The 25,830-nt window shown below is 42.9% G+C and carries 25 protein-coding genes; 16 read left to right on the forward strand and 9 right to left on the reverse strand.

Annotation, left to right across the window (positions count from 1 at the left end; genetic code table 11):
* Window positions 1-197: 197 nt before the first annotated feature.
* On the reverse strand, window positions 198-2,105 hold the full coding sequence (gene htpG / locus CAG57_RS09670) for a molecular chaperone HtpG (RefSeq protein ID WP_099612099.1): 1,908 nt from the start codon (window positions 2,103-2,105) through the stop codon (window positions 198-200).
* Between the two features lie 386 nt (window positions 2,106-2,491).
* Here htpG and CAG57_RS09675 point away from each other — a divergent pair, with 386 nt between their 5' ends.
* Window positions 2,492-3,337, forward strand: a complete 846-nt coding sequence (locus CAG57_RS09675) for a winged helix-turn-helix domain-containing protein (RefSeq protein ID WP_099612098.1) — start codon at window positions 2,492-2,494, stop codon at window positions 3,335-3,337.
* 11 nt (window positions 3,338-3,348) lie between these two features.
* The gene (locus CAG57_RS09680) at window positions 3,349-3,870 is read left to right on the forward strand and encodes a regulatory protein ToxS (protein WP_099612097.1); all 522 of its coding nucleotides are present in this window, start codon (window positions 3,349-3,351) and stop codon (window positions 3,868-3,870) included.
* Window positions 3,871-3,905: 35 nt separating this feature from the next.
* On the opposite strand, the gene yfcE is transcribed toward CAG57_RS09680, so the two are convergent.
* Complete coding sequence (gene yfcE, locus CAG57_RS09685; RefSeq protein WP_161428206.1) at window positions 3,906-4,454, reverse strand: phosphodiesterase; 549 nt, start codon at window positions 4,452-4,454, stop codon at window positions 3,906-3,908.
* 204 nt (window positions 4,455-4,658) lie between these two features.
* Here yfcE and CAG57_RS09690 point away from each other — a divergent pair, with 204 nt between their 5' ends.
* The 5 genes from CAG57_RS09690 to CAG57_RS09710 all read left to right on the forward strand — a co-directional run bounded on the left by CAG57_RS09690 (window position 4,659) and on the right by CAG57_RS09710 (window position 9,290).
* A complete protein-coding gene (locus CAG57_RS09690) occupies window positions 4,659-5,573 on the forward strand; it encodes a TIGR01777 family oxidoreductase (protein ID WP_161428207.1) in 915 nt (304 codons plus the stop codon).
* 10 nt (window positions 5,574-5,583) lie between these two features.
* Complete coding sequence (locus tag CAG57_RS09695) at window positions 5,584-6,411, forward strand: SDR family oxidoreductase (RefSeq protein ID WP_099612094.1); 828 nt, start codon at window positions 5,584-5,586, stop codon at window positions 6,409-6,411.
* Between the two features lie 316 nt (window positions 6,412-6,727).
* Window positions 6,728-7,582 (forward strand): co-chaperone YbbN, encoded by an 855-nt coding sequence (locus CAG57_RS09700; RefSeq protein ID WP_161428208.1) that lies wholly within the window; start codon window positions 6,728-6,730, stop codon window positions 7,580-7,582.
* A gap of 308 nt (window positions 7,583-7,890) precedes the next feature.
* Window positions 7,891-8,820 carry an SPFH domain-containing protein gene (locus tag CAG57_RS09705; RefSeq protein ID WP_161428209.1) on the forward strand — a complete coding sequence of 310 codons (930 nt, stop codon included), beginning with the start codon at window positions 7,891-7,893 and terminating at the stop codon, window positions 8,818-8,820.
* On the forward strand, window positions 8,817-9,290 hold the full coding sequence (locus CAG57_RS09710) for an NfeD family protein (RefSeq protein WP_161428210.1): 474 nt from the start codon (window positions 8,817-8,819) through the stop codon (window positions 9,288-9,290). Before CAG57_RS09705 ends, CAG57_RS09710 begins: the two co-directional genes overlap by 4 nt.
* 100 nt (window positions 9,291-9,390) lie before the next feature.
* On the opposite strand, the gene cueR is transcribed toward CAG57_RS09710, so the two are convergent.
* The 5 genes from cueR to zipA form a co-directional block, all read right to left on the reverse strand.
* A complete protein-coding gene (gene cueR / locus CAG57_RS09715) occupies window positions 9,391-9,816 on the reverse strand; it encodes a Cu(I)-responsive transcriptional regulator (protein WP_161428211.1) in 426 nt (141 codons plus the stop codon).
* Between the two features lie 10 nt (window positions 9,817-9,826).
* Entirely contained in the window at window positions 9,827-10,465 is a 639-nt protein-coding gene (locus tag CAG57_RS09720; RefSeq protein WP_161428212.1) for a YccT family protein, read from the reverse strand.
* Between the two features lie 82 nt (window positions 10,466-10,547).
* Entirely contained in the window at window positions 10,548-11,552 is a 1,005-nt protein-coding gene (locus CAG57_RS09725) for a porin (RefSeq protein ID WP_161428213.1), read from the reverse strand.
* Window positions 11,553-12,026: 474 nt separating this feature from the next.
* A complete protein-coding gene (gene ligA / locus CAG57_RS09730) occupies window positions 12,027-14,036 on the reverse strand; it encodes an NAD-dependent DNA ligase LigA (protein ID WP_161433910.1) in 2,010 nt (669 codons plus the stop codon).
* A 63-nt stretch (window positions 14,037-14,099) separates the two neighbouring features.
* Window positions 14,100-14,927 (reverse strand): cell division protein ZipA, encoded by an 828-nt coding sequence (gene zipA / locus CAG57_RS09735; protein WP_099612088.1) that lies wholly within the window; start codon window positions 14,925-14,927, stop codon window positions 14,100-14,102.
* Window positions 14,928-15,155: 228 nt separating this feature from the next.
* On the opposite strand from zipA, the gene cysZ reads away from it, so the two are divergent.
* The 5 genes from cysZ to crr all read left to right on the forward strand — a co-directional run bounded on the left by cysZ (window position 15,156) and on the right by crr (window position 20,076).
* Window positions 15,156-15,902, forward strand: a complete 747-nt coding sequence (cysZ, locus tag CAG57_RS09740) for a sulfate transporter CysZ (protein WP_099612087.1) — start codon at window positions 15,156-15,158, stop codon at window positions 15,900-15,902.
* 141 nt (window positions 15,903-16,043) lie between these two features.
* A complete protein-coding gene (gene cysK / locus CAG57_RS09745; RefSeq protein ID WP_161428169.1) occupies window positions 16,044-17,012 on the forward strand; it encodes a cysteine synthase A in 969 nt (322 codons plus the stop codon).
* 297 nt (window positions 17,013-17,309) lie between these two features.
* Window positions 17,310-17,567 carry an HPr family phosphocarrier protein gene (locus tag CAG57_RS09750; protein ID WP_099612086.1) on the forward strand — a complete coding sequence of 86 codons (258 nt, stop codon included), beginning with the start codon at window positions 17,310-17,312 and terminating at the stop codon, window positions 17,565-17,567.
* Window positions 17,568-17,713: 146 nt separating this feature from the next.
* On the forward strand, window positions 17,714-19,438 hold the full coding sequence (gene ptsI / locus CAG57_RS09755; protein ID WP_161428168.1) for a phosphoenolpyruvate-protein phosphotransferase PtsI: 1,725 nt from the start codon (window positions 17,714-17,716) through the stop codon (window positions 19,436-19,438).
* Window positions 19,439-19,566: 128 nt separating this feature from the next.
* Complete coding sequence (gene crr, locus CAG57_RS09760; protein WP_099612084.1) at window positions 19,567-20,076, forward strand: PTS glucose transporter subunit IIA; 510 nt, start codon at window positions 19,567-19,569, stop codon at window positions 20,074-20,076.
* 88 nt (window positions 20,077-20,164) lie between these two features.
* Here the strand turns inward: crr and CAG57_RS09765 are convergent, their stop codons facing one another.
* A complete protein-coding gene (locus CAG57_RS09765) occupies window positions 20,165-21,322 on the reverse strand; it encodes a 2-octaprenyl-3-methyl-6-methoxy-1,4-benzoquinol hydroxylase (RefSeq protein WP_099612083.1) in 1,158 nt (385 codons plus the stop codon).
* A 236-nt stretch (window positions 21,323-21,558) separates the two neighbouring features.
* Here CAG57_RS09765 and miaB point away from each other — a divergent pair, with 236 nt between their 5' ends.
* Complete coding sequence (miaB, locus tag CAG57_RS09770; protein ID WP_099612082.1) at window positions 21,559-22,983, forward strand: tRNA (N6-isopentenyl adenosine(37)-C2)-methylthiotransferase MiaB; 1,425 nt, start codon at window positions 21,559-21,561, stop codon at window positions 22,981-22,983.
* Here the strand turns inward: miaB and CAG57_RS09775 are convergent.
* Window positions 22,957-23,136: a hypothetical protein gene (locus tag CAG57_RS09775; RefSeq protein WP_157928705.1), complete on the reverse strand. Its 180-nt coding sequence runs from the start codon at window positions 23,134-23,136 to the stop codon at window positions 22,957-22,959. The genes miaB and CAG57_RS09775 overlap by 27 nt on opposite strands.
* A gap of 109 nt (window positions 23,137-23,245) precedes the next feature.
* Between CAG57_RS09775 and CAG57_RS09780 the strand changes: the two genes are divergently transcribed.
* From CAG57_RS09780 to corC, 3 genes are all read left to right on the forward strand, one after another.
* Window positions 23,246-24,346 (forward strand): PhoH family protein, encoded by a 1,101-nt coding sequence (locus CAG57_RS09780; protein ID WP_161428167.1) that lies wholly within the window; start codon window positions 23,246-23,248, stop codon window positions 24,344-24,346.
* Entirely contained in the window at window positions 24,343-24,807 is a 465-nt protein-coding gene (gene ybeY, locus CAG57_RS09785; protein WP_161428166.1) for an rRNA maturation RNase YbeY, read from the forward strand. The genes CAG57_RS09780 and ybeY overlap by 4 nt, the downstream gene beginning before the upstream one ends.
* 81 nt (window positions 24,808-24,888) lie before the next feature.
* The gene (corC, locus tag CAG57_RS09790; RefSeq protein ID WP_099612079.1) at window positions 24,889-25,788 is read left to right on the forward strand and encodes a CNNM family magnesium/cobalt transport protein CorC; all 900 of its coding nucleotides are present in this window, start codon (window positions 24,889-24,891) and stop codon (window positions 25,786-25,788) included.
* Window positions 25,789-25,830: the final 42 nt, after the last annotated feature.

The following is a 25,830-nucleotide window of genomic DNA, read 5'->3' on the forward strand; positions in this document are numbered from 1 at the left end:
AAAGCATGAAAAATCGAACTGACAAATCTGACTATTCAAGAGACTAATTCTATCATAAAAAACGGTCAAAAACGGAATCTAAGACGAAAGAATACCGAACAAAGCCGTTATTTACATTAAGATTTCCTAAGCCCCTTTACGCAGAAACGGTTAGAAAAAACGCAAGCCAACATCACATTGGCTTGCGTTAATGATCATTATTCCACTTTAGTCAGTAGCTGATTGATAGCGGTGACAAATTGAGTTGGATCTTCCATCGAACCACGCTCGGCCAACATTGCCTGGCCCAATAACACTTCCACCCAACGACCAAAGGCTTGTTCATCGGCCTCATCAGCCATATGTTTCACCATCGCATGTTCTGGGTTAATCTCAAAAATATATTTCACATCAGGCACCGCTTGTCCTGCCGCAGCAAGTAACTTGGCCATTTGTGTCCCCATTTCACCATCATCGGTCACAACCACAGCAGGGGTTGACGCTAATTTAAATGTGGTTCGAACATCCTTCACTCGTGTGCCAAGATAGGCTTTAACTCGCTCAACGACTGACTGGAACTCTTGCTCTGTTTCCTTGTGCTTCTCTTTCTCTGCTTCATCCTCAAACTTACTTAAATCGAGGCCCGCTTTCGTGATAGACTGGAACGATTTACCGTCAAACTCGGTTAAATAATTCATCAGCCACTCATCAATGCGATCAGACATCAACAGAACTTCAATCCCTTTTGACTTAAATTGCTCCAAATGTGGGCTATTTTTCGCTGCAAGGTAACTATCAGCAGTGAGATAATAAATAACTTCCTGCCCTTCTTTCATTCGCTCTACATAGGAAGCTAGACTGATCGTTTGCTCTGAGCTGTCAGTATGAGTCGAGGTAAAGCGTAACAACCCAGCAATTTTTTCACGATTAGCAAAGTCTTCAGCTGGGCCTTCTTTCATCACCAGGCCAAATTCTTTCCAGAAAGTTTGGTATTTATCGCTATCATTATTCGCCAAACGTTCTAACATGGTTAAGACACGCTTAGTACATGCATTACGCAAAGACTGAGTAACTTTATTATCTTGCAAAATCTCACGCGATACATTGAGTGGTAAGTCATTGGAGTCAATCAAACCACGAACAAAACGTAAATACGATGGCATAAATTGTTCTGCATCATCCATAATAAAAACGCGTTGAACATACAATTTTAAGCCATGCTTATGCTCTCGGTTGTATAAATCCCATGGTGCTTTGGCTGGAATATATAGCAAGCTCGTATAATCATTTTTCCCTTCAACTTTGTTATGACTCCAAACTAGCGGATCCGTAAAGTCATGAGAAACATGTTTATAAAACGCGTTATATTCATCATCGCTGATTTCTGATTTCGCACGAGTCCATAACGCTTGGGCTTTGTTAATTTGCTCCCATTTAAACTCACCGGTTTCTTTTCCTTCATCATCACGCTCAGGCGTTTGAATATAAACAGGAATACCAATGTGATCTGAATATTTAGAAATGACATCTCGTAAACGCCACTCCGATAAGAATTCTTTTCCTTCTTCGCGGAGGTGCAATACGATATCTGTACCGCGAGTATTTTTTTCTACTGTTTCAACGCTGTACTCTCCCTCACCTTCAGAATACCACTGAACGGCTTGATCAGCAGGTAATCCAGCAGCTCGGCTGCGTACGGTGACCGCATCAGCGACAATAAATGCGGAATAGAAACCAACACCAAATTGTCCAATTAACTGAGAATCTTTTGATTGTTCTTGAGAAAGCTTTGAGAAAAATTCAGCTGTACCTGATTTTGCAATCGTCCCTAGGTGCTCAATCACATCCTCACGACTCATGCCAATACCATTATCAGATATCGTTAAAGTATTCGCGTCTTTATCAAAAGAAAGTTTCACGCCTAGATCGGCATCACCTTGATAGAGATCTGGATTTGATAAAGCTTGAAAGCGTAGCTTATCGGCTGCGTCTGAAGCATTGGAAATCAGCTCTCGTAGAAAAATTTCTTTATTCGAATACAAAGAGTGAATCATCAAATGCAGTAGTTGTTTTACTTCTGATTGAAAACCACGCGTTTCTTTATTGTTGGTTACTGTTTCGCTCATTTTTGCTCCGTTACATCATATCAAACCCTATCAATAAAGCTGAAAAGGGTAGGAAGAACATCGATTTGCTATTAACATGTGGCTCATGAATGTAAATTCAAGGTCAAAAACCATAAAAACACTGTTTTTTTATTTTTTTTGATTATGCTCTGCTAAGTCTATCGGTCTAAAGACCGTACGAACGCTGTTATTACTGACAAGGTATGTAAATAGAATCAAAAGTTAGAGTAATTCTAAACTGTTTTACAGTCGTGAATTTGCTATAGGGATATGACTGATTCGCTGTTCGATCTCATTTACAGTTCCAAGAGACCCTAATACTAAGTAGGTAAAACCGAACAATGCTCTGCCGTTGTCCGGAAATACCGATTAAAAAAGAAGATCTCATGAGTAAATTCGACACTAAATTCATTCTTGCCAACCGTTTTATTTTCGATCCAACCAGCAACTTATTAGTTGATACGGAAATGGGTGAGGAAGAAATTCGCCTCGGCAGCAACGAAAGTCGCATCCTATTTATGCTGGTTCAACATCCTAATAACGTGATTACTCGTCATGAACTACATAACTATGTATGGCGAGAACAAGGCTTTGAAGTCGACGATTCTAGTTTGACCCAAGCAATTTCGACGCTACGCAAAATGCTGAAGGATTCAACGAAAGCACCACAGTTTATCAAAACGGTGCCTAAACGCGGCTACCAATTGATTGCTCATGTTGACTGTCTCGTATCTGAACCCAACAAAGAAAAATCTAAAACCGCCGAGACATTAACAGAACCAAGCACGATATCATCGAGAGTGGATGAACCCAAAGTCACTCATCACGCCGGTGGCTCAGACACAAAAACGGCCCGCAAAAAATTCCGCTTTGATGTAACCACAACGATTTTACTCATCAGTGCGCTTCTTTTACCGTTGATAACTTATTTACTCACCGCTCCCCCTGCATCGAAATTTCGCCGATTAGCCGTTATTGATGAGGTAACCATCAGTGCACCAGTGAATCATCCTGATCTTTCATCTTGGTTGCCTTCGATTGAAACCTGTGTAAAAAAATATCGCACCATTCATGGTGAAGAGCTCTTTCTCAATCTAAAACAAGTGATTGCGACTGGCGGAGAAAACAACCAATTGATGTTGAATTATATCCATACCACACGATTTTCAGGGAAAAACATCACATTAAGAATTTTTGCCAATACCAACGACACAGAGAAGGTTTGCCAGTGAGGGATATACGCATGATGAAAAAAGTCGCCGCCCTACTCTTTTTAATTTCAGCAATAGCAAGCCTGTGGCTTTATCAACACAGTGAAATTAAACTCGAGAAAATTCTCTGTTCTCGTGAATGGCAATCAAAACTGGTCACATTAATCGAGCACAAATTACCCAACAATGCCGTTGGGCCACTGCATCGGGTCGATGTGGTATCAAATGTCAAATATTTACCGAATGGTAGCTATTTACGAGTATCGACCGTGAAACTGTACTCTGCTGAACAAACCATTGCAGAAAATGTTATTAATATTTCCGAATCGGGACAATGGAATATTAGCAGTAATTATCTGCTTATTTCTCCTACGGAATTTAAGGATATGTCTTCGGCTTATACAAAAGAGTTTACCCCAGAGCAGCTACAACTGATTACCCAATTATTTAAAGTTGATGCTCAACAGAGTCGGCGCATTGATGTAGTTAACGATAAAACCTTACTGCTTACTAGCTTAAGCCATGGTTCAACGGTGCTATTTGGCAATGGATAATTGATGTCAAAGGGGACTTCGCGCCCCTCTGACGTTTAGATCAAATGGATTTGTGCCAAAACGTCTTGCTGAAAGCTGTATACCGTCAAATGTTCTCCTTCCAACAGACCATAGCTAGCAATGCCTTCTTGGCGCGGAAAAGTAACGGATCCGGGATTAAACTGGTAGACTCCCGTTTGTAATTCAGCAAGAGCAATATGAGTATGGCCTTGGACAAACACGTCGCCATGCTGAAGTTGAGGGCGATTGTCTTTTTGATAAAGATGCCCATGGGTTAGAAATAATCGACGACCAGATTCCAGTAACACCCAAGCAAAATCGCTCATCATCGGGAAATCGAACAGCATTTGATCAACTTCACTGTCACAGTTTCCTCTCACCGCAATAATCTGTTGTGCATATTGGTTTAAGCATTCTGCTACCGCTGGTGGGTTATAGCCAGTCGGGACGCGATTTCTTGGGCCATGATTGAGTAAATCACCCAATAAAATTAACGTATTCGCCCTCGATTGAGTAAATGCTTGAATGGTTTTTTCTGTTGCAGGTAATGAACCATGAAGATCTGACGCAATAAATAATTTCATCTGCTACCTCTTAATCGATAATCAAACCATTGTACGTACTTGCAGTGTTCACGTCATCATCATGGCCAACACCGCCACCCCAGTTATCGCTTCACATGGAGAAAGCGATAAATCAATGGTAAAAACTTGAACCCATGAAAGGATACACATAAGCTGATGATTACCCAATAGCCATGGTACTCACCACTGTGCAAGGAGAGCTTTATGAAGATACTGATAACAGGCGCTACAGGGCTTATCGGACGAGAGTTGGTAAAACATCTCATGATCCATGATTTAGTGATTCTAAGCCGAGACATTGATCGAGCCAAACAGCAACTGATCCATGTTCATGCGCAAAGCCTCTCTTTTATTAACAACCTTGATATGCTGAGTAATTTAGATGGTTATCATGCGGTCATTAATTTAGCGGGAGAGCCTATTGCTGATAAACGCTGGACCGAATCACAAAAACAACGTATCTGCCAAAGCCGCTGGTCTATCACAGAAAAATTAGTTGCATTAATTCACGCCAGTACCGCTCCCCCTTCTGTTTTTATCAGCGGCTCTGCCGTGGGTTATTATGGCGATCAACAAGCTCATCCTTTCGATGAGAGCCGCCAAGTACACTCGTCACAATTTCCACATCAAATCTGTGCAAAGTGGGAACAAATTGCTCGAAGAGCACAAACCGAAAGAACACGAGTCTGTCTATTGAGAACCGGAATCGTCCTTTCAACAGACGGCGGAGCGCTAATGAAAATGCTGCTTCCCTACCGTTATGGGCTAGGTGGACCAATAGGCAAAGGCGATCAATACATGCCTTGGATTCATATTATCGATATGGTCAGAGCCATCACTTACTTATTAGAGACAGAACATGCTCACGGCGCTTTTAATCTCTGTGCGCCACATCCTGTCACAAACCGAGTATTCAGCCGATGCTTAGCGTCGACACTGAAACGTCCTCATCTATTGTTCACCCCTAAATGGGCTATACGCTTACTGATGGGCGAAGCAAGCATTCTGCTTTTTGACAGCATCCGATCCAAACCGAAAAAATTGACCGAACTCGGTTTTCAATTCACGTATTCACGACTTGAGCCCGCTCTCAAACAGCTTCTTCAACATCATCATTAATGGATAGGTTATGACCCGATCAATTCTTATTACCGGCTGCTCATCAGGTATTGGTTATATGGCCGCGTTAGAGCTTAAGCAGCGAGGTTATCACGTCATTGCATCTTGCCGTGATCATCATGATGTTCAACGCTTACAAGCACTAGGGCTTACCTGCATTCAGTTAGATTTAGCTGATGAAAGAAGTATTAAATCTGCTGTCAAAATGGCATTAACCCTCTCGAACCATCAACTCTACGCCCTATTTAATAATGGAGCATATGGTCAACCAGGAGCCTTGGAAGATTTACCCACCGAAGCATTACGGGCTCAATTTGAAAGTAATTTTTTTGGATGGCATACATTAACCACACTATTACTGCCCCATTTTCGTCAACAAGGTTATGGCCGAATTATTCAAAATAGCTCTATTTTAGGCTTTGCAGCCATGAAGTATCGAGGCGCTTATAACGCCTCAAAATTTGCCATAGAAGGCTGGACTGACACATTACGCCTAGAGTTGGCCGGTTCAAACATCCACATTAGCTTACTAGAACCTGGGCCGATTAATACTCAATTTAGAGCCAACGCATTACAAGCCTTGACCAACTGGATTAACATCGATTCATCTATTCATCATCAAGCCTATCAACAGCAAATTTCACGTCTCGCGAATGAAAAGTCCAATCATCCATTTGCACTTCCAGCACACGCTTGCCTTGCTCCATTACTCCATGCTTTAGAAGCCAAGCGACCTAAACTTAGGTATCGAATCACCTTTCCGACCAAATTGTTTGCGATTCTCAAACGAGTATTACCAGGCAGAACTCTTGACAAATTGCTCAATAAATCAGCATAAATGGTATTTTGTCATTAATTCGTCATGTTTTTTCGCCATAGTCACCAGTACATTCACAAAGACATTGAGTATCGCCCAATGACATTAAATCAATGGAATTGGCTCGGTGTCATAATTACTTTGGCACTGCTAATTCTTTTTTAACCTTTGCTTACTGCTACTTAGCACCCATCAAAACCTATTCATGGCTTTGATGGGTGCTCTAATACTTAAGGTCTATTGCCCCTAGAAAACGCTAACAATCTTATGTCACACCTTGAGATTTATCGCGCGCTCCCCCATGTTTGGTTTATATACATAGCCATAAGGAATCACCATGCATTCAGCTCATAGTATCGATGTTACTCAACACAATTTCCGCGACGTATTAGCAGACTCGGTGAATCAACCTATTTTATTTTATTTCTGGGCCCCAATGAGTGACGAAAGCGCCCAACTTGTTCCACAATTACAACAACTTGCTCAACAGTATGAAGGCGCATTCCAGTTGGCAACTTTAAACTGTCAAGAAGAGCAACAGATTGCCGCTCAATTTGGCATTCAGGCATTGCCAACTTTAGCTCTATTTGTCAACGGACAGCCAGTTGATGGGTTGAGTGGGTTACAGTCAATCGAAACCATTAAAGAGATGTTAGCCCGCCACTTGCCGAGTCAAGAAGAGCGTACGGCACAACAAGCACTAAAACTGGTCAGCGAACAGCAATATGCGCAAGCCTTACCTCTGCTCATGGCACTTGATGAACAATGGCAAAATAAGGGCGAAATCAAACTGGCTCTAGCCGACTGTTTATTGGCAAATCGACGATTCGATGAAGCAAAAGAACGTTTATCGGCTATCCCTTTGGAATATCAAGATAGCTATTACAAACGGTTAATCGCCCAAGTGGAACTGTACGAACAAGCAGCTGATAGCCCAGAAATTCAAGCACTTGAGACAGCATTGACCGAACAACCAAGCAATGCAAAAATTGCCAATGAGCTTGCCAGTCAATATCACCAAGTACAACGTGATGAAGAAGCCCTTGCTTTGTTATGGCGTTTTCTAAACCGCGATCTGAATACGTTAGACGGCGATATGAAAAAAACATTCATGGATATATTAAATGCATTGGGGCAAAGTAACCCGATCGCTAGTCGTTATCGTCGCCAGTTATACTCATTGCTTTATTAAGCATGCAACTCGATACCCAAACCACTTGGAATTGCAGGTAGGCAGCCAGTGAGCGAGTCCCCCATGAACATAGACAGACTATCCGATTGGGGGCGTTAACGACAAGGAGAGAAATGTCGAGATAACACCCCCCCAGCAACATCAAAAGAGCCAAAAGTGATCCCCACCACTAAAATCAAAGGCTGGGCCGCCTGATTTTATACGAAGCTGATCAATTATCGCTAAGTTGGCTTGCCAGCGACTCAACTCTACTGCACAATTGATATTCAATTATATTAGTATTTTATTTCACTCCACAAGGATACGTCATGGCTATAGACTCCCTTATTACGATCGGCGTATTTGTCGTCGTCGCTGTTGTCTTTATCATTTCTGCAGTAAAAACCGTCCCTCAAGGTAAACACTGGACGGTCGAACGCTTTGGCCGTTATACCCATACATTAAAACCCGGCTTAAATATTATCATTCCATTTGTCGACCGCATCGGCCAAAAAATTAATATGATGGAAAGGGTACTCGACATTCCCGCTCAAGAAGTGATCAGTAAAGATAATGCCAGCGTCGTCATTGATGCGGTCTGCTTTGTGCAAGTCATCGATGCGGCACGAGCCGCTTATGAAGTGACCGATTTAGAGCACGCTATCCGTAATTTAACATTAACTAACATGCGTACTGTACTCGGCTCAATGGAACTGGACGAAATGCTCAGTCAACGGGATATGATTAATACCAAATTATTATCCATCATTGATCAAGCCACCAATCCATGGGGCATCAAGATCACTCGAATTGAAATCAAAGATGTACAACCCCCCGCCGATCTAACGGCGGCAATGAATGCGCAAATGAAAGCTGAGCGAAATAAACGCGCCGAAGTCTTAGAAGCGGAAGGAATTCGTCAAGCACAAATCTTACGCGCCGAAGGACAAAAACAATCGGAAATATTAAAGGCCGAAGGGGAAAAGCAAGCCGCGATTCTACAAGCTGAAGCTCGTGAACGCGCAGCAGAAGCTGAAGCAAAAGCGACCTCAATGGTCTCTGAAGCGATTGCTAAAGGAGACATGCAAGCGGTTAATTACTTTATTGCTCAAGGGTATACCGAAGCGCTAAAATCAATTGGCCAAGCAGAAAATGGAAAAATTATTATGCTACCGCTGGAAGCCACAGGCCTCATGGGATCAATCGCTGGCATCGCAGAGATGTTTCAGCATTCAGCAGATAAAGGAAATCAAGCTTGATTGACTGGTTAACACAATTCAACTATTGGCACTGGTTAGCATTGGGTTTAGCGTTGCTCACTATCGAATTGCTTGGCACCGCGGGTTACTTTCTTTGGCTAGGGCTCTCCGGATTACTGGTTGGCCTATTAATGCTATTTATTCCCATCGGTTGGCAGTTGCAATGGATGACATTTGCGAGTTTCTCATTAATAACCACTTGGTTATGGTGGCGTCGTCAGTTTAAAACAGATCGCATTAGCGACAGTCAACGCGTTTTAAATCAAAAAGAGAAACAGCTAATTGGCCAACGAATACCAATAACGGATGAGGTAAAAGCTGGTATCGTCACACGAATACAGCTCGCCGATAGTACATGGTCAGCCATCAGTGAAGAGGATATTCATGCCGGTAATATGGCGGAAATTATTGCCCTTGATGGAATTACTCTAAAAATCAAACCCTACCGCGCATCTGGCGCACAACAATAGCCATATCACATTTCAGATTATAACCAAAAAGAAGAAGAGCCGTTACAACGTTACTCTTCTTCTTTTTTAATCAAGGATTGTTATCGTCGTACCGATTACCTTAACTTTTTTTCATGCCACAAGATTTTTGCGCCGCAGGATAGTGATAGAGATTATCTAAAATAGGGCATGCTGGCCCACTATCACCGGGACATTCACTGATCCAAGATTGCAATTGTGCTTTAATCTGCTCAAGTTGTGCTATTTTACTCTCGATATCTTGCACTTTACGCTGCGTTTTTTTCTTAATTTCCGCACTGGTTCGATCTTCTTTTTGTGCAAGTTGTAATAAAGAGGCGCACTCATCTAAACTAAACCCAACTTGCCTAGCGCTAGCGATTAAGCGCAGTTGCGCTAAGTGATGTTCCGAATAATACCGATAGCCATTACTGCCTCGCTCAGCAGCCGCAATCAACCCTTTAAATTCATAGAATCGAATTGATTTAGCACTTAACCCGGTAATTTTTGCCACATCACGAATTTGCATTTTATTCCCATTATTGACTTATTGCCCAAGACAGAAACGCTTTGCGTTCTTCTTCAGATAATGTAAGAAATTGCTCTTTTAGTGTGTGCGAGCCATCTGAAAATTCACTAATGGGCATAATGTCGTTCTTACTATGCTGTTGTTCAGAAAACTGAGACTCAATCGATTGCTTCTTCAACGAGATATTACGTTGAGAATTGAAGCGTATAATTTCTTTTTCATAATCACGAGTAATTCCTGGGCCACGAGGTAATAATTCTTGTTCAACTTTAAGCCCACTGACTGAAGATTGTATAATAAAATGAGGATGTTGGTTAAATGCTTCAGCATCAACCGAGGTAGAAATATCCTCTTTAGGAGATAAATGGATACTTTGATCTTGAGCTTTAAACGTAATAATGACCGGATCAGAATTAAACTTTTCAAACTCACCATTCATCTGACGAACTAGCTTAGAAACCCGAACAACAGACTGATTTAAACCATCATCTAATTTCAGTGTGTTTTTTTTGATCAATCTTAATCCTATAGCCTCACCGTTTACAGCCAATAGCTCGACATCTTTAGATAAATTAACCTGTACAGCTGCAGCGGCAACACCAGAGCAAAGCATACTGATTAGAAACAAAGCACAAGTTCGAAATCGCATTTTAATTCTCCCAAATAAATCGAGCACCCAAACAAAGGTGCTCGAAAAATGACAATATTGTTAACCAGTTCTTACATACTTATTAGAAGTAGTATTCTGCACCGATCAAGAGGTTATTGTCAAAGCCGTCAGCATTGTTCATTTTGTAGTTTCGTAAATCCATGAACAAATAAGTGCTTGGCAGTAAGTAACCCAAACGAGCGTTCACTGCTAAATCTTTAGTATCGGCTTGTTTATTACCGTCTAGTTTCGCATCATTTGTACCAGATACGCCTAATTTATAAACCCAAGAGTTGTTAACATATTGACCTGTCACCGAGTAAGCCATTTGCTCACCATCATTCAGATCATTTTCCATAAATTTAAGTGCACCGGTTAGAGTAAAGTTGTCAAACCCAGCAGTAGCACCGACTAAATAGTATTTAAGACCGCCTTTGGTTTTATTTTCATAAGTATCTTGGTGATACATACCAGCATGAAGGTTTACCGGACCAGCTTGGTATGAGCCAGCTACGTTGATAATTAAACCATCAACTGTTTCTTCCATACCACTCAATGTCACTTGGTAATTAAAGCCGCCAAAAGTCTCGGAATCAAAACGAATAACATTATCTGCACGGTCTTGATAGTTTGCCTGATCTTTTACACGAATATCGTTATTCCAGTCAAATACATTTCCCAAACCTGGGTTAGAGTGTGGCCAGTCAACATAATTATATGCAGCAACAAGTTGACGACCATATTTAATTGAGCCGACACCATCAAAACCTAAACCGAGATAAGTGTCACGAGCACCTAACTGACCTGATTTATCGCTATTATTAGCATCCCCGCCTTCAATCTGCCAAAGCAAATCTGGGCCAAAATCTTCGAACTCAACGACTCCGCGGAAACCAACACGCGATTCGATTGTTGCTGACACTTTATCATCACCTTTATCTGGTGATGCAATGGTTACAAACCCCGCCGCTTGACCATAAAACTGTACCGCTTTGCCATTCAACTCAACCGCGGCATTTGCAGAACTACCAACCGCTGCCATTGCAATGGCCGCACCTAATAGAGTACGTTTAAACATTTTGTCCATGGAAAACTCCTAAAAATAAAGATAGCTGTTTTATTTTTCTCCCCAAAGTTGGCCGCCGAAGGGAGAAAACTTTTGCTGTATGAGCACCCCTTAAAGAGTCTCATCGCTGTTTGTATACACCTTGGTGTATCCATGCCTTAAGACTAACCGCCGCAGATAAAACATCAATCAGAACTTAATTTTTAACTAAAAAAATATGACCGACGGCAAACTTTGGACCAGTAAGTGATCAAGATCTAATTATTTAGACAACCAGACAAAATTAAAATAATTACATTAAATATCAATCATTTAAGTTCAATTGAAAATGAATTAATTGAAGTCGCTCGCATCGATAGAAAAAACAAGGTGACAAAAAACTCAAGCATGAATTGTTAATTTCAGACAAATTGCCCATGAACAACTAAGTTATTTTAAAAACATAAAAAACCCTCAGTAGAGCAACTGAGGGTTTCTATTACTATGAAATTATCGTTATTGGATCAGATTGATTAAATCTTGTTCCGCTAAGATTTCAATCCCTAACTCTTGCGCTTTCAGTAGTTTTGAACCGGCAGCTTCTCCTGCAAATAGAATATCAGTATTTTTAGAAACGCTGCCTGTCACTTTCGCCCCCAACGATTGCAACGCCGCCTTGGCTTCACTGCGTGATAGTTGTGATAACGATCCCGTTAATACGACTGTCTTTCCGGCTAGTGGCTGTGGTTGTCCATCACTTTTCGGCTCGATGATTGGCCAATGAACCCCTAATGCAAGTAGCTCCTCAACCACCCGTTGATTATTTTCTTGACTAAAGAACGCTCGAATATGGCTAGCTACTACCATGCCAACATCTTGCACTTTAATTAATTGATCGACTGAAGCGTGCATAATGGCTTCTAAGTTGTAGAAATGCTGGGCAAGGTTCATCGCTGTCGCTTCCCCCACTTCACGAATGCCAAGCGCATATAAAAAACGAGGCAATGTGGTTTGTTTTGCTTTTTCTAGCGCCTGAGTAATATTTTGTGCAGATTTAGGCCCCATCCGCTCCAGAACAGTTAACTCGCCTGCTCGGAGTTTAAATAGATCAGCGGGCGTCAATACTATATCGCGTTCGACTAACTGCTCAATAACTTTATCACCGAGCCCATCAACATCCATCGCTTTACGCGAGACAAAATGCTTCAATGATTCTTTACGTTGTGCGCGGCAAACTAACCCACCAGTACAGCGGGCAACGGCTTCACCTTCCACTCGTTCAATATCAGAATGGCAAACGGGACAATGCGTGGGAAAAGATATTGCTCTCGCTTCATCAGTCCTTAACTCGAGCACTACCGCAACGATTTGTGGAATCACATCGCCTGCACGACGAATAATCACCGTATCGCCAACCATGACCCCTAATCGCTCAATTTCATCGGCATTATGCAAAGTGGCATTACTCACGGTCACACCACCGACAAATATCGGCTCAAGTTTTGCCACTGGCGTGATCGCTCCTGTCCTTCCGACTTGAAACTCTACCTCATTCAGCCTGGTCATCTCTTCTTGAGCGGGGAACTTATAGGCAATTGCCCAGCGAGGCGCTCGCGCAACAAATCCTAACCGCTCTTGCAAAAGAACATCATCAACCTTGATCACCACACCATCAATTTCATAAGGTAATTCACTGCGTCGTTCCACGATATCTTGATAGTATTGTTTGACTTGGGCTAAATTCTCAACCCGTTTTGCTTCGGGGCTGATGGGTAATCCCCATTGTTTTAGTTGTAAAAAACGCTCATAGTGGCTGTCCGCTAACGCTCCTCCCTCAACAACCCCAACACTATACGCATAAAAAGCCAATGGTCTGGTTGCGGTAATACGAGAGTCTAGCTGACGTAAACTTCCTGCTGCTGCATTGCGCGGGTTAACAAAAACTTTTTGACCTTTTTTCAATGCTTGCGCGTTCATTTGCTCAAACCCCGCTTTCGGCATAAAAACTTCACCACGGACTTCTATCCGTTTTGGCCAACCAGTACCGCGCAATTTTAAGGGAATCGATTTGATGGTTCGAACATTTTCAGTAATGTTTTCACCTGTTGTACCATCACCACGAGTGGCAGCTTGTACCAATACACCATCGACATAAAGTAAGCTTACAGCCAGCCCATCTAACTTAGGCTCACAACAAAATGAAGCCTGTTTCGCTCCGGCCACACGCTCACCCATACGACGATAAAAACTGTCTAATTCCGCATCTTCAAAGGCGTTATCAAGCGATAGCATCGGAAGCTCGTGCACAACGGGCTCAAACCCTAATAGCGGTGCACCGCCCACTCGTTGACTGGGTGAGTCTGCCGTCACCCATTGCGGGTGTTGAGCTTCAAGCTCTAATAGCTCTCGCATGAGTCTATCGTATTCCGCATCAGGAATGGTTGGTGCATCTTCTACGTAATAACGTATGGCATGCTCGTGCAGAATTTGCCGTAACTCTTGTAATCTTTGCTCTACGTGTTGCATCGTTATTCTCTCGAATCAAGAAAAAAGGCTCCGACTAGGAGCCTTTGATTGACTAGTAATCAGTTAAACCTGTTTGGCTTTAAACGCTTGGATCTGTTTACGGTAGCCAGATAGACGATCAGGCGTCATCAGATTTCGTGCATCATCCAATACATTGGCCCCCAAATCATCCGCAATTTGCTGAGCCGTTTTGAGCATTAACTTAAAGTTTTGCTCAGGATCACCAAAGCAAGGCAGCGTCATAAAAAAGGAAATACCTTTGGTCGCAAATTCAGCAGGGTCATCATGCTTGAGTGTTCCTGGCTGCATCATATTCGCAACGCTGAACAAAACCTTTCCTGTGCCAGATAAATCAGCATGACGATGATAAATGTCCATTTCGCCATACAATAAACCGTTTTGTTGCAAACTCTCAAATAACTTGGTTCCAATAAATGGTTCTGAGCCAGCGCAATGAACGTTGAGGACAACCACTTGTAGCTCTTCTTCCTTTGGCTGCTCGACAGCCGCCGTTTCAACAGGCCCAAATTCGCTGGAAGAAGAGTTGTCTAAATTAGGATCTGGTTCGGTTTGTGCTAAAGTTATTTGCTCATCAACGTCATCAGAAAGACGCACAGGAGTGACAGGGATATCTAACTCATAATCAGCGATCAAAGGATCAATATCATGACCAGATAAGCCAAAATCAGGTTCTTTTCTTTCTTTAGGAACAACATCATCCTGCGCGGATTCGGAGGCCATATCGTCATGTCGTTCAACCGCAATGCGACTAAGAGGTTTATCACCAAACTTAGACTTCCCTTCTTTTTTACTAGTCCAAAGACCATGAAATAGCAAAGCGGCTATCGCTAGCGCGCCAACAATTATGAGTACGAATCGCAATTCCTGCATTTTAAACTCTCAGTTTCTCGGTGTTGATGTTCTGAGCTCTAACGCCTATGACGCACGTTTACCAAGGTAGATATATCAGTTTAGTGGGCTACTTTACCAAAATTCCCCCCTACTTTAGAACAACTTAATGTTAGAAGTTGCGTCGATACGCTAATTTTTCTTCGCGGATCGCTCCGTTACGTTGAAGATATACGTTAATATGCGATTTCGTTTATCAGGGGATTGACTATGCCTATCACATCACAACATTCAGGTTTTGGCTATTTCACTGAAGGTTTCAAACTCGCTTTTTCACCCGGTATTCGGCGGTTTGTGCTATTGCCCCTTGTGGCGAATCTACTGCTCGTGGGTGGAGCCATGTATTATTTATTGACTCATCTCGATGGTTGGATTAATCAATGGCTCGACGGGCTACCGGATTTTTTATCTTGGCTGAGTTATTTACTCTGGCCTGTGCTAGCCTTGACTATCTTGGCCACGTTTTCCTATTTTTTCAGTACATTAGCTAATTTTATTGCCGCTCCTTTCAACGGTTTGCTCGCCGAAAAAGTCGAACAAAAAATTACTGGTGTAGCCGCCAGTGAGATGAGTATTTGGGCCTTGATTAAAGATACCCCACGAATTTTGCTAAGAGAATGCCGAAAAATGGCCTATATGCTCCCGAAAGCCATCGGGTTATTTCTGTTACTGCTGATCCCTGCATTAGGACAAACCATAGGCCCACTACTATGGTTTATTTTTACCGCATGGATACTCTCGATCCAATATTGTGACTACCCCTTTGATAACCACAAAATCGATTTCAATACCATGCGAAACAGTTTGAAACAAAAACAAAGCAAAGCCTATGGGTTTGGTATGATCATCTCAATGCTTACTGCTGTTCCCATTGTTAACCTTTTTATTATGCCTGTCGCCGTCTGTGGCGCGACGGTAATGTGGGTGCATGAATTTAAAGCCGAATATAAGCGGTAACGGCTCAATACCGTTAAATCTTTAATAAGTTATAACTTTTTAGTCCTTTTACCTTCTTTCAGCAAACTCTATTCTGAGACGGTATTGACTAATTATCTCAACGCACCACACGCTAAATCTGCGTAATGAAGGAATATCACCATGAGCAAAATTTACGAAGACAACTCACTAACTATTGGTAATACACCACTTGTTCGTTTAAATAAGGTGAGCAAAGGTAACGTATTGGTAAAAATTGAAGCCCGCAACCCAAGCTTTAGCGTGAAATGCCGTATTGGTGCAAACATGATATGGGAGGCAGAAAAGCAAGGTAAACTAAAAGCAGGCATAGAGCTGGTTGAACCTACCAGTGGTAATACTGGCATCGCTCTTGCCTTTGTTGCTGCAGCACGTGGCTATCAATTAACGTTAACCATGCCAGAGTCGATGAGCCTAGAACGTCGCAAGTTATTAAAAGCGCTCGGTGCCAACCTTGAACTCACCGAAGCGGCAAAAGGGATGAAAGGGGCGATTGCCAAAGCGGAAGAAATTGTAGCAAGCAACCCTGATAAATACTTACTGCTGCAACAATTCGATAACCCAGCCAACCCCGCGATCCATGAAAAAACCACTGGGCCTGAAATTTGGGATGCCACCGATGGCCAAGTTGATGTATTTGTCGCCGGAGTTGGTACTGGCGGTACACTCACTGGAACCAGCCGCTATATAAAAGGCGAAAAAGGAAAAGCCATTGTATCGGTTGCCGTAGAACCCGCCGAATCTCCTGTCATTACTCAAGCTTTAGCTGGTGAAGAAATCAAACCGGCACCACATAAAATTCAAGGGATTGGTGCCGGGTTTATTCCCGGCAACCTCGACTTAACACTGATAGATCGGGTTGAAACGGTCACATCCGATCAAGCCATTGACATGGCTCGTCGCCTTATGGAAGAAGAAGGTATCTTAGCTGGCATTTCTTCAGGCGCGGCGGTCGTTGCGGCTAATAGACTTGCAGAACTTCCTGAATTTGAAGGAAAAACCATCGTTGCTCTTCTACCAAGTTCGGCTGAACGTTACCTTAGCACTGCGCTATTTTCGGGTATTTTCACTGAAAAAGAAAACCAACAATAATATGTGGTGAAATCAAATTTTCGTTTAAAAATGCCCCGTACTGGGGCTTTTTTGTTGATCCTTGCCCCACCTTTGGTAATATCGGGGTGTTTTATTTTTAGCTTCAAAATAAAGAAGCCAACTAGATTAGAATCAAGGGTTACCATTCGCTTTGACGAATAAAAACTGTTGATTGTTTTAGACGAGGATAAGCTCTAACACGAAAATACGTTGACTGCGCTAGCAGAAATGATCGGTTAAGGTTAAGCTTATGCAAGTTAACAACTTACAAAAACTAAATTAATTGGGGTATAAAACATGTACGAGAAGCAAGTAGAAATCACGGCAGAAAACGGCCTTCACACTCGTCCAGCAGCACAATTTGTTAAAGAAGCAAAAGCTTTTGATGCAGACATCACCGTAAGTTCAAACGGTAAAAGTGCGAGTGCCAAAAGCCTATTCAAACTTCAAACGCTAGGCCTAGTAAAAGGTACTGTTGTGACTATTTCTGCAGAGGGTCCTCAAGCTAAAGAAGCGGTTGACCACCTAGTTGCACTCATGGATCAGCTTCACTAATAAGCATTTCCTATTGGAAAATCCAAGCCATTTTGTCTTCAACAAAATGGCTTTATTGGAAATATGTCCGAGAATAGGCTACATATTATCGTTAGCACTAACGTCCATTTTCTCCCGTTTACAGTTGACCAATTTAAGGTAAGGCTATGATTTCAGGCATCCTAGCATCTCCTGGTATTGCTATAGGTAAAGCATTACTACTTCAAGAAGATGAAATTGTCCTAAACACAAACACCATTTCAGACGCTCAAGTTGATTCAGAAATTCAACGCTTCTATGACGCTCGTAAAAAATCAGCGGCTCAGCTTGAAGTAATCAAACAAAAAGCGCTGGAAACTTTTGGTGAAGAAAAAGAAGCCATCTTTGAAGGCCACATCATGTTGCTTGAAGATGAAGAGCTAGAAGAAGAAATTTTAGCGCTCATCAAAAACGACAAACTTTCTGCTGATAACGCTATTTACACAGTGATCGAAGAACAAGCAACCGCGCTTGAATCTCTTGATGATGAATACCTAAAAGAACGCGCAACTGATATCCGTGATATTGGTTCTCGTTTTGTAAAAAATGCACTTGGTATTCATATTGTATCTATTAGTGATATCGACGAAAAAGTCATTCTGGTTGCTTACGATCTAACGCCATCTGAAACGGCACAAATCAACCTTGATTACGTGCTTGGCTTTGCCTGTGATATTGGGGGGCGCACCTCACATACATCAATTATGGCTCGCTCCTTAGAGCTGCCAGCCATTGTTGGTACTAACAACATCACCAAACAAGTAAAAAATGGTGACACGTTAGTTCTAGATGCGATCAATAACCAAATTTTTGTCAACCCAACAGAAGCTGAGCTTGAGCAGGCAAAACAAGTTCAACAAGCTTTCCTAGCGGAAAAAGAAGAGTTGGCAAAGCTGAAAGATTTACCCGCGGAAACGCTTGACGGCCATCGTGTAGAAGTGTGCGGTAATATTGGCACCGTGAAAGACTGTGACGGTATCATCCGTAATGGTGGCGAAGGTGTCGGCCTTTATCGTACCGAATTCCTATTTATGGATCGCGATGCTCTGCCTACCGAAGAAGAACAATATCAAGCCTATAAAGAAGTCGCTGAAGCGATGGATGGGCAATCTGTTATTATTCGTACCATGGATATTGGCGGCGATAAAGATCTTCCATACATGGACCTGCCAAAAGAAATGAACCCCTTCTTAGGCTGGCGCGCAGTCCGTATCAGTTTAGATCGCCGTGAAATTTTACGTGACCAATTACGTGGTGTTTTACGAGCATCCGCACACGGTAAATTGCGTATCATGTTTCCGATGATCATATCAGTTGAAGAAATTCGAGCCCTAAAAGAAGCGATTGAAGAATATAAAGCGGAACTTCGTCGCGAAGGGTTAGCGTTTGATGAAAACATCGAAATTGGTGTGATGGTAGAAACCCCTGCTGCTGCAGCGATTGCTCATCATTTAGCAAAAGAAGTGTCTTTCTTTTCTATCGGTACCAACGATTTAACGCAGTACACACTCGCGGTTGATCGCGGTAACGAAATGATTTCTCACCTCTATAATCCACTGTCACCGGCAGTATTAACGGTCATCAAACAAGTGATTGATGCCTCCCATGCAGAGGGCAAATGGACCGGTATGTGTGGTGAGCTTGCTGGCGATGAGCGTGCAACGCTGTTATTGTTAGGTATGGGCTTAGACGAGTTTTCTATGAGTGGCATTTCTATCCCTAAAGTGAAGAAAGTCATCCGTAACTCGAACTTTGCCGAAGTAAAAGCAATGGCACAGAAAGCATTATCTCTACCAACTGCGGCAGAAATTGAAGCTTGCGTTGAAAAATTCATCGCAGAGAAGTGCCAATAAGAAAAATCTCCCCTACAATAGGTGATGATGAGCAAACTCCTTGAAGGATATAAAAATAGTCGTCTATTGTTTGGGATTGGTATACTATACTTCAATAAAATAAATTTAAACGTTAGGAGCATGACACAATGGGTCTGTTTGACAAACTTAAGAAGCTAGTCTCTGACGACAGCGCTGACGCAGGTGCAATCGACATTATTGCACCTCTCTCTGGTGAAATTGTAAACATTGAAGACGTGCCAGATGTCGTGTTTGCCGAGAAAATCGTTGGTGATGGTATTGCGATTAAACCAGCAGGTAACAAAATGGTTGCCCCTGTAAATGGTACTATCGGTAAAATCTTTGAAACTAACCATGCTTTCTCTATTGAATCGGATGATGGCGTTGAGTTATTTGTTCACTTCGGTATCGATACCGTAGAGCTAAAAGGCGAAGGTTTCAAACGTATTGCTGAAGAAGGTCAAGCGGTAAAAGTCGGCGACACCATCATCGAATTCGATCTTGCTCTACTCGAAGAGAAAGCGAAATCGACATTGACTCCTGTTGTTATTTCTAACATGGATGAAATTAAAGAGCTTAGCAAATTGTCTGGCTCGGTAACCGTAGGTGAAACACCTGTACTTCGTGTAACCAAGTAATTCAATACGATATCTTGACTGGAACGCTGCCCTTACCCGGCAGCGTTTTTTATTTTGAGATTGTTACCATTAGTTATTTAAACCCAACCTAAAGTCCAAGCGCATACCGTAAAATCTGTGTTTTAATCGGCCCTGAATGCTCCGCTCCTTTTAACACCATATTGCGTATCAGTTTTAATGGAAGCGAATGATTGCTGAAGGTTTTATAAAATAGATCCATGCTCGTTTGCATTAATAAGTTATCCGAACGACGTTTGCGTTCGTAACATTGAAACCGTTCCTCTGTCAGCTTTTGCTCTCCTTGTGTCACAGCCAATAAAGCGGCAACATCTTTGAAACCTAAATTAACCCCTTGCCCCGCCAAAGGATTAATCGTATGAGCTGCATCCCCAATAAGAACACATCTTTGCTTAACATAACGCTGGGCATGACGACGAGTTAATGGAAACGCCCCTCGTTGAATCACGGAGATCTTGCCCAGTTCAGAAGGAAAATGACTGACTATTTCATCACCTAACTGCTGATCACTCAAGTTCATAAGCTGCTTGATTCGTCTCGGCGAATCATACCAAACTAATGAAGCTTGCTGGCCTTGCAGCGGTAAAAATGAGCGAGGGCCTGAAGGAAAAAACTGTTGCCAGGTAATATCTTGTTGCGGTTTTTCTGTCTGCACATTAATCAACATGCAATGTTGACGATAATCCCACGCGGTCACTCCGATGTGGGCAAATGAACGAACCTGAGAGTTGGCTCCGTCCGCACCTATAATCCACTCGCCTGCCAGCGTTGTGCCCGACTGTAAGGTAACTAGGTGTGCACCGGTTGCTTGATACTGGATATTACTCAGTTTATCTGGACAAAAAACGGTCAACTCAGGACAATGGCTAAACTGTTCCCAAATGGCTAATTGGATCACTCGATTTTCAACCATAAACCCTAATTGGGCTAAACCTAAACTTTCACTAGTAAAACGAGTTCGACACGCTGAATGTTCCCACGTTTCTAAGCGGCGGTAAGGACAAACTCGTTTTTGCTTCACCCCTTCCCATGCTCCCAACGTATCGAGTAACGCAACGGAGGTGTGCGAAATAGCTGAAATTCGAACATCCATCGGCTGCTCTGGACAGAACAGCACTGGAGCCTCCCCTTCAACCAGAGCAACTCGTCGCCCCTGTTTAGCAAGGCCTAATGCTGCTGCTGCACCTACCATTCCCCCACCAATTACAATCACATCAAACGGGTTCATCTTCGCCACTTTAGGTTAATTTTACTTGTAACCCATTGTACGTGTTAAGGCTTTTTTTGCGAATATATTTCACTAAAAACCTTGCTGTTAGTAAGGAAAAAACTAAGTACTGACAAATGGTTAGCAGAGATTTTTGTCTATCACTAGTCAGTCACAAACGAAAGCAGTACAATACGCCGCTACCGCTGAGATGGCGGATTCCTATTTGAACGAATTATTGAACGAGCGAAAGTGAGATGAGTAAGAAACTGCTAATAAAAACCTGGGGCTGCCAGATGAACGAATACGATTCATCCAAAATGGCCGATCTGCTTAATGCAGCAAATGGCTATGAGTTAACGGAAGAGCCAGAGGAAGCAGACGTCCTACTACTAAATACCTGTTCGATCCGTGAAAAAGCGCAAGAAAAAGTTTTCCACCAGCTTGGCCGCTGGAAAACATTAAAAGATAAAAAGCCAAATGTAGTGATTGGCGTAGGTGGCTGCGTCGCGACCCAAGAAGGGGATCATATCCGTGAGCGTGCACCTTTTGTGGATGTTATTTTTGGGCCGCAGACCCTACACCGTTTGCCTGAAATGATCAGACAATCTCAATCGACCGAAGCCCCAGTGATGGATATTTCTTTTCCTGAAATTGAAAAATTTGACAGTTTGCCAGAACCTCGTGCAGAAGGGCCAACCGCCTTTGTTTCGATCATGGAAGGCTGCTCTAAATACTGTACATACTGCGTTGTGCCTTATACGCGTGGTGAGGAAGTTAGCCGTCCAATGGATGACGTGTTGTATGAAATTGCCCAACTAGCAGAACAAGGGGTTCGTGAAGTGAACCTGCTCGGACAAAACGTCAATGCCTATCGTGGCCCCATGCACGATGGCACCATTTGTTCATTCGCTGAATTACTACGTTTAGTCGCCTCAATTGATGGTATTGACCGCATTCGCTTTACGACCAGTCATCCATTAGAGTTTACAGATGACATCATCGCCGTCTATGAAGATACACCAGAGCTCGTCAGCTTCCTACATCTTCCAGTACAAAGTGGCAGTGATCGCATCTTAACCATGATGAAACGCCCACATACCGCGATTGAGTATAAATCGATCATTCGTAAACTACGTAAAGCTCGTCCTGATATTCAAATCAGCTCCGACTTTATCGTCGGCTTCCCTGGTGAATCGGATAAAGATTTCCAAGACACTATGAAGCTCATTCGTGAGGTTGATTTTGACATGAGCTTTAGCTTTATTTTTTCTCCTCGACCAGGAACTCCGGCCGCAGACTACCCATGCGACCTGTCTGAAGAGACCAAAAAAGCACGACTGTACGAATTACAGCAACAGATCAACAGTCAAGCGATGCGTTACTCGCGCCTAATGCTGGGCACTGAACAGCGCATCTTAGTTGAAGGTCCATCAAAGAAAAGCCTGATGGAATTGCGTGGTCGTACTGAAAATAACCGCGTCGTTAACTTTGAAGGGCCAGCTGAACTTATCGGCCAGTTTGTTGATGTAAAAATTGTCGATGTGTTCCCAAATTCCTTACGTGGGGAACTGGTGCGTACCGAACAAGAAATGAACCTTCGCGTCCTGATTTCTCCATCACAAATGATGGCTAAAACTCGTCGTGAAGATGAGCTAGGTGTGGCTACTTTCACCCCATAAACCTTGATGAACTTTAATGCCAAAATCACTTGGCGTTGCCGATAGGTGATAAGCATGCCCCATGAACATAGCACTGACCATGTGATTGGGGCGATTGAGCTTAGTGGCAACTTTAAGATCACAGGGATCTCGCTCGGAGAAAGGAGTACTCACGCTTAGTTACTAAAATCAGCGCAGCTGATTTTACCACCAAACTAGCACATAGTGTCATTGTATGCCCGTCATCATCGGGCACCATTCAATGACTGATTGAGAGGCCAATTTGAGCAATAAAGTCGTAACCTTAGAAATTAATCTTGAACCTTCTGATAACCACCGCCTAGCCAGTTTATGTGGCCCTTTCGACGATAATATCAAACAGCTAGAGCGTCGATTAGGGGTGGAGATCAATCACCGTAGTAATCTGTTTACCGTTGTTGGTAAAGCTCACACAGCTTCTGCTGCGATAGATCTCCTCAAAACTCTTTATGTTGATACTGCGCCGGTTCGTGGCCAAATTCCTGATATTGACCCTGAGCAGCTGCACCTTGCGATTAAAGAGGCTGGGGTTTTAGAGCAACATCAGGCATCCGCTATCACTCATGGTAAAGAGGTGTTGATCAAGACTAAAAAAGGGGTAATCAAACCTCGCACACCAAATCAAGCTCAATATTTAGTCAACATGGTCACCCACGATATCAGTTTTGGTATTGGCCCAGCCGGAACAGGAAAAACCTATTTAGCCGTCGCTGCAGCCGTTGATGCGCTAGAAAGGCAAGAAATCCGCCGCATTCTACTCACTCGCCCTGCCGTTGAGGCTGGAGAGAAATTAGGTTTTTTACCTGGAGATCTCAGCCAAAAAGTCGATCCTTATTTACGTCCGTTGTATGACGCGCTATTTGAAATGTTGGGATTTGAGCGCGTAGAAAAACTCATTGAACGCAATGTCATTGAAGTTGCTCCGCTGGCTTATATGCGTGGTCGTACACTCAATGATGCCTTTATCATCCTTGATGAAAGCCAAAATACAACCGTGGAACAAATGAAAATGTTCCTCACCCGAATTGGCTTTAATTCTCGTGCAGTTATTACTGGCGATGTCACCCAAATTGACTTACCCAGAGGGGCGCGTTCAGGACTACGTCATGCGATTGAAGTGCTCAGCGAAGTTGATGAAATTAGCTTTAACTTTTTTCAATCAGACGATGTGGTTCGCCATCCCGTTGTGGCACGTATTGTTAACGCCTATGAAAAATGGGAAGCACAAGATCAAAAAGAACGTAAAGCTTATGAACAACGCCGACGTGAAGAGCGAGACGCTAAATTGGAAAAAACCAGTCCCACCTCGCCCCAATCAACGCCTGAGGAATCAAATCAATCATGAGTATTGAATTGGATTTACAAATTGCAGTTGAAAATGAACAAAACTTACCGAGTTTTGAGGATTTTTCAAACTGGCTTACCGCGGCAATCACGCCTTTCCAGCACCAAGCAGAGGTGACGATTCGAATCGTTGACCAAGCAGAGAGTCATCAGCTAAATTTAGACTATCGCGGCAAAGATAAACCAACCAATGTGCTCTCTTTCCCTTTTGAGGCACCACCAGAGGTCGAGCTCGATCTCTTAGGGGATTTGGTAATTTGTCAACCCGTTGTCGAACAAGAAGCCATTGAACAAGAAAAACCATTAATGGCCCACTGGGCGCATATGGTTGTACATGGTAGCCTTCATCTGCTAGGTTATGACCATATCGATGATCAAGATGCTGATGAAATGGAAGCGCTTGAAACCGAAATCATGCAAAAAATGGGGTTTAACGACCCTTATTTAGCGGAGAAAAACTAAGCGGTGGATTGGATCACTGACGTCCCCATCGGCTTAATGTGAGCTATCACACATCTGATAGCGTTATCAATAAGAGACACAATGAACGACGATAATTCGCCCCATTCTACTGAAGGAAAAAAAGAAAAATCTGAAGGTCCGAGTAGAAAGTCCTTTTTTGAACGCCTAGGTCAACTCTTTCAGGGTGAGCCCAAAGATCGCCAAGAGTTAGTGGATGTGATCCGAGACTCTGAAGTGAATGACCTCATCGACCATGACACTCGAGATATGCTTGAGGGAGTGATGGAAATTGCAGAGATGCGAGTTCGAGATATTATGATTCCTCGCTCACAAATGGTGACCGTTGAACGTAACGACAACTTGGACTCTCTGGTCGCTTTAATCACAGATGCCCAGCACTCTCGCTACCCAGTGATTAGTGAAGATAAAGATCATGTCGAAGGCATTCTATTAGCGAAGGACTTACTCAAATACTTAGGCTCAAATAGCGCACCGTTTGACATCGAACAAGTCATTCGACCCGCAGTGGTGGTTCCAGAAAGTAAACGCGTTGATCGTCTACTGAAAGAGTTCCGCGAGGAACGTTACCATATGGCGATTGTCGTCGATGAATTTGGCGGCGTCTCTGGCCTTGTGACTATTGAGGATATTCTAGAAGAAATCGTTGGTGATATTGAAGACGAATTTGATGATGAAGAACAACTCGATATTCGCAAATTAAGTAAGCATACTTATGCGGTCAAAGCCCTGACTACCATTGAGTCGTTTAATGATACCTTTGGTACACAATTCAGTGATGAAGAAGTCGATACTGTCGGTGGTTTAGTCATGACCGCATTCGGTCACTTACCTTCTCGTGGTGAAGTCATTGAAATTGGCCATTACAGCTTTAAAGTGACCGCTGCAGATAGCCGTCGAGTGGTTCAGTTGCAAGTGACAATTCCTGATTTTGAAACGCTACCGGAAACTCAGGAAGAGTAAAAAAGTGCCCACCTTGCTCAGCCAAACTTCTGGCTGAGCTGA

Origin of the sequence: Vibrio sp. V30_P3S12P165, from assembly GCF_009904905.1 — a bacterium.
GTDB lineage: Bacteria > Pseudomonadota > Gammaproteobacteria > Enterobacterales > Vibrionaceae > Vibrio > Vibrio fujianensis.

Bases quoted from the DNA above. Each gene is read 5' to 3' on its own strand.
- htpG (WP_099612099.1), bottom strand. From the start codon at position 2,105: ATGAGCGAAACAGTAACCAACAATAAAGAAACGCGTGGTTTTCAATCA.
- CAG57_RS09675 (WP_099612098.1), top strand. From the start codon at position 2,492: ATGAGTAAATTCGACACTAAATTCATTCTTGCCAACCGTTTTATTTTC.
- CAG57_RS09680 (WP_099612097.1), top strand. From the start codon at position 3,349: ATGATGAAAAAAGTCGCCGCCCTACTCTTTTTAATTTCAGCAATAGCA.
- yfcE (WP_161428206.1), bottom strand. From the start codon at position 4,454: ATGAAATTATTTATTGCGTCAGATCTTCATGGTTCATTACCTGCAACA.
- CAG57_RS09690 (WP_161428207.1), top strand. From the start codon at position 4,659: ATGAAGATACTGATAACAGGCGCTACAGGGCTTATCGGACGAGAGTTG.
- CAG57_RS09695 (WP_099612094.1), top strand. From the start codon at position 5,584: ATGACCCGATCAATTCTTATTACCGGCTGCTCATCAGGTATTGGTTAT.
- CAG57_RS09700 (WP_161428208.1), top strand. From the start codon at position 6,728: ATGCATTCAGCTCATAGTATCGATGTTACTCAACACAATTTCCGCGAC.
- CAG57_RS09705 (WP_161428209.1), top strand. From the start codon at position 7,891: ATGGCTATAGACTCCCTTATTACGATCGGCGTATTTGTCGTCGTCGCT.
- cueR (WP_161428211.1), bottom strand. From the start codon at position 9,816: ATGCAAATTCGTGATGTGGCAAAAATTACCGGGTTAAGTGCTAAATCA.
- CAG57_RS09720 (WP_161428212.1), bottom strand. From the start codon at position 10,465: ATGCGATTTCGAACTTGTGCTTTGTTTCTAATCAGTATGCTTTGCTCT.
- CAG57_RS09725 (WP_161428213.1), bottom strand. From the start codon at position 11,552: ATGGACAAAATGTTTAAACGTACTCTATTAGGTGCGGCCATTGCAATG.
- ligA (WP_161433910.1), bottom strand. From the start codon at position 14,036: ATGCAACACGTAGAGCAAAGATTACAAGAGTTACGGCAAATTCTGCAC.
- zipA (WP_099612088.1), bottom strand. From the start codon at position 14,927: ATGCAGGAATTGCGATTCGTACTCATAATTGTTGGCGCGCTAGCGATA.
- cysZ (WP_099612087.1), top strand. From the start codon at position 15,156: ATGCCTATCACATCACAACATTCAGGTTTTGGCTATTTCACTGAAGGT.
- cysK (WP_161428169.1), top strand. From the start codon at position 16,044: ATGAGCAAAATTTACGAAGACAACTCACTAACTATTGGTAATACACCA.
- CAG57_RS09750 (WP_099612086.1), top strand. From the start codon at position 17,310: ATGTACGAGAAGCAAGTAGAAATCACGGCAGAAAACGGCCTTCACACT.
- ptsI (WP_161428168.1), top strand. From the start codon at position 17,714: ATGATTTCAGGCATCCTAGCATCTCCTGGTATTGCTATAGGTAAAGCA.
- crr (WP_099612084.1), top strand. From the start codon at position 19,567: ATGGGTCTGTTTGACAAACTTAAGAAGCTAGTCTCTGACGACAGCGCT.
- CAG57_RS09765 (WP_099612083.1), bottom strand. From the start codon at position 21,322: ATGAACCCGTTTGATGTGATTGTAATTGGTGGGGGAATGGTAGGTGCA.
- miaB (WP_099612082.1), top strand. From the start codon at position 21,559: ATGAGTAAGAAACTGCTAATAAAAACCTGGGGCTGCCAGATGAACGAA.
- ybeY (WP_161428166.1), top strand. From the start codon at position 24,343: ATGAGTATTGAATTGGATTTACAAATTGCAGTTGAAAATGAACAAAAC.
- corC (WP_099612079.1), top strand. From the start codon at position 24,889: ATGAACGACGATAATTCGCCCCATTCTACTGAAGGAAAAAAAGAAAAA.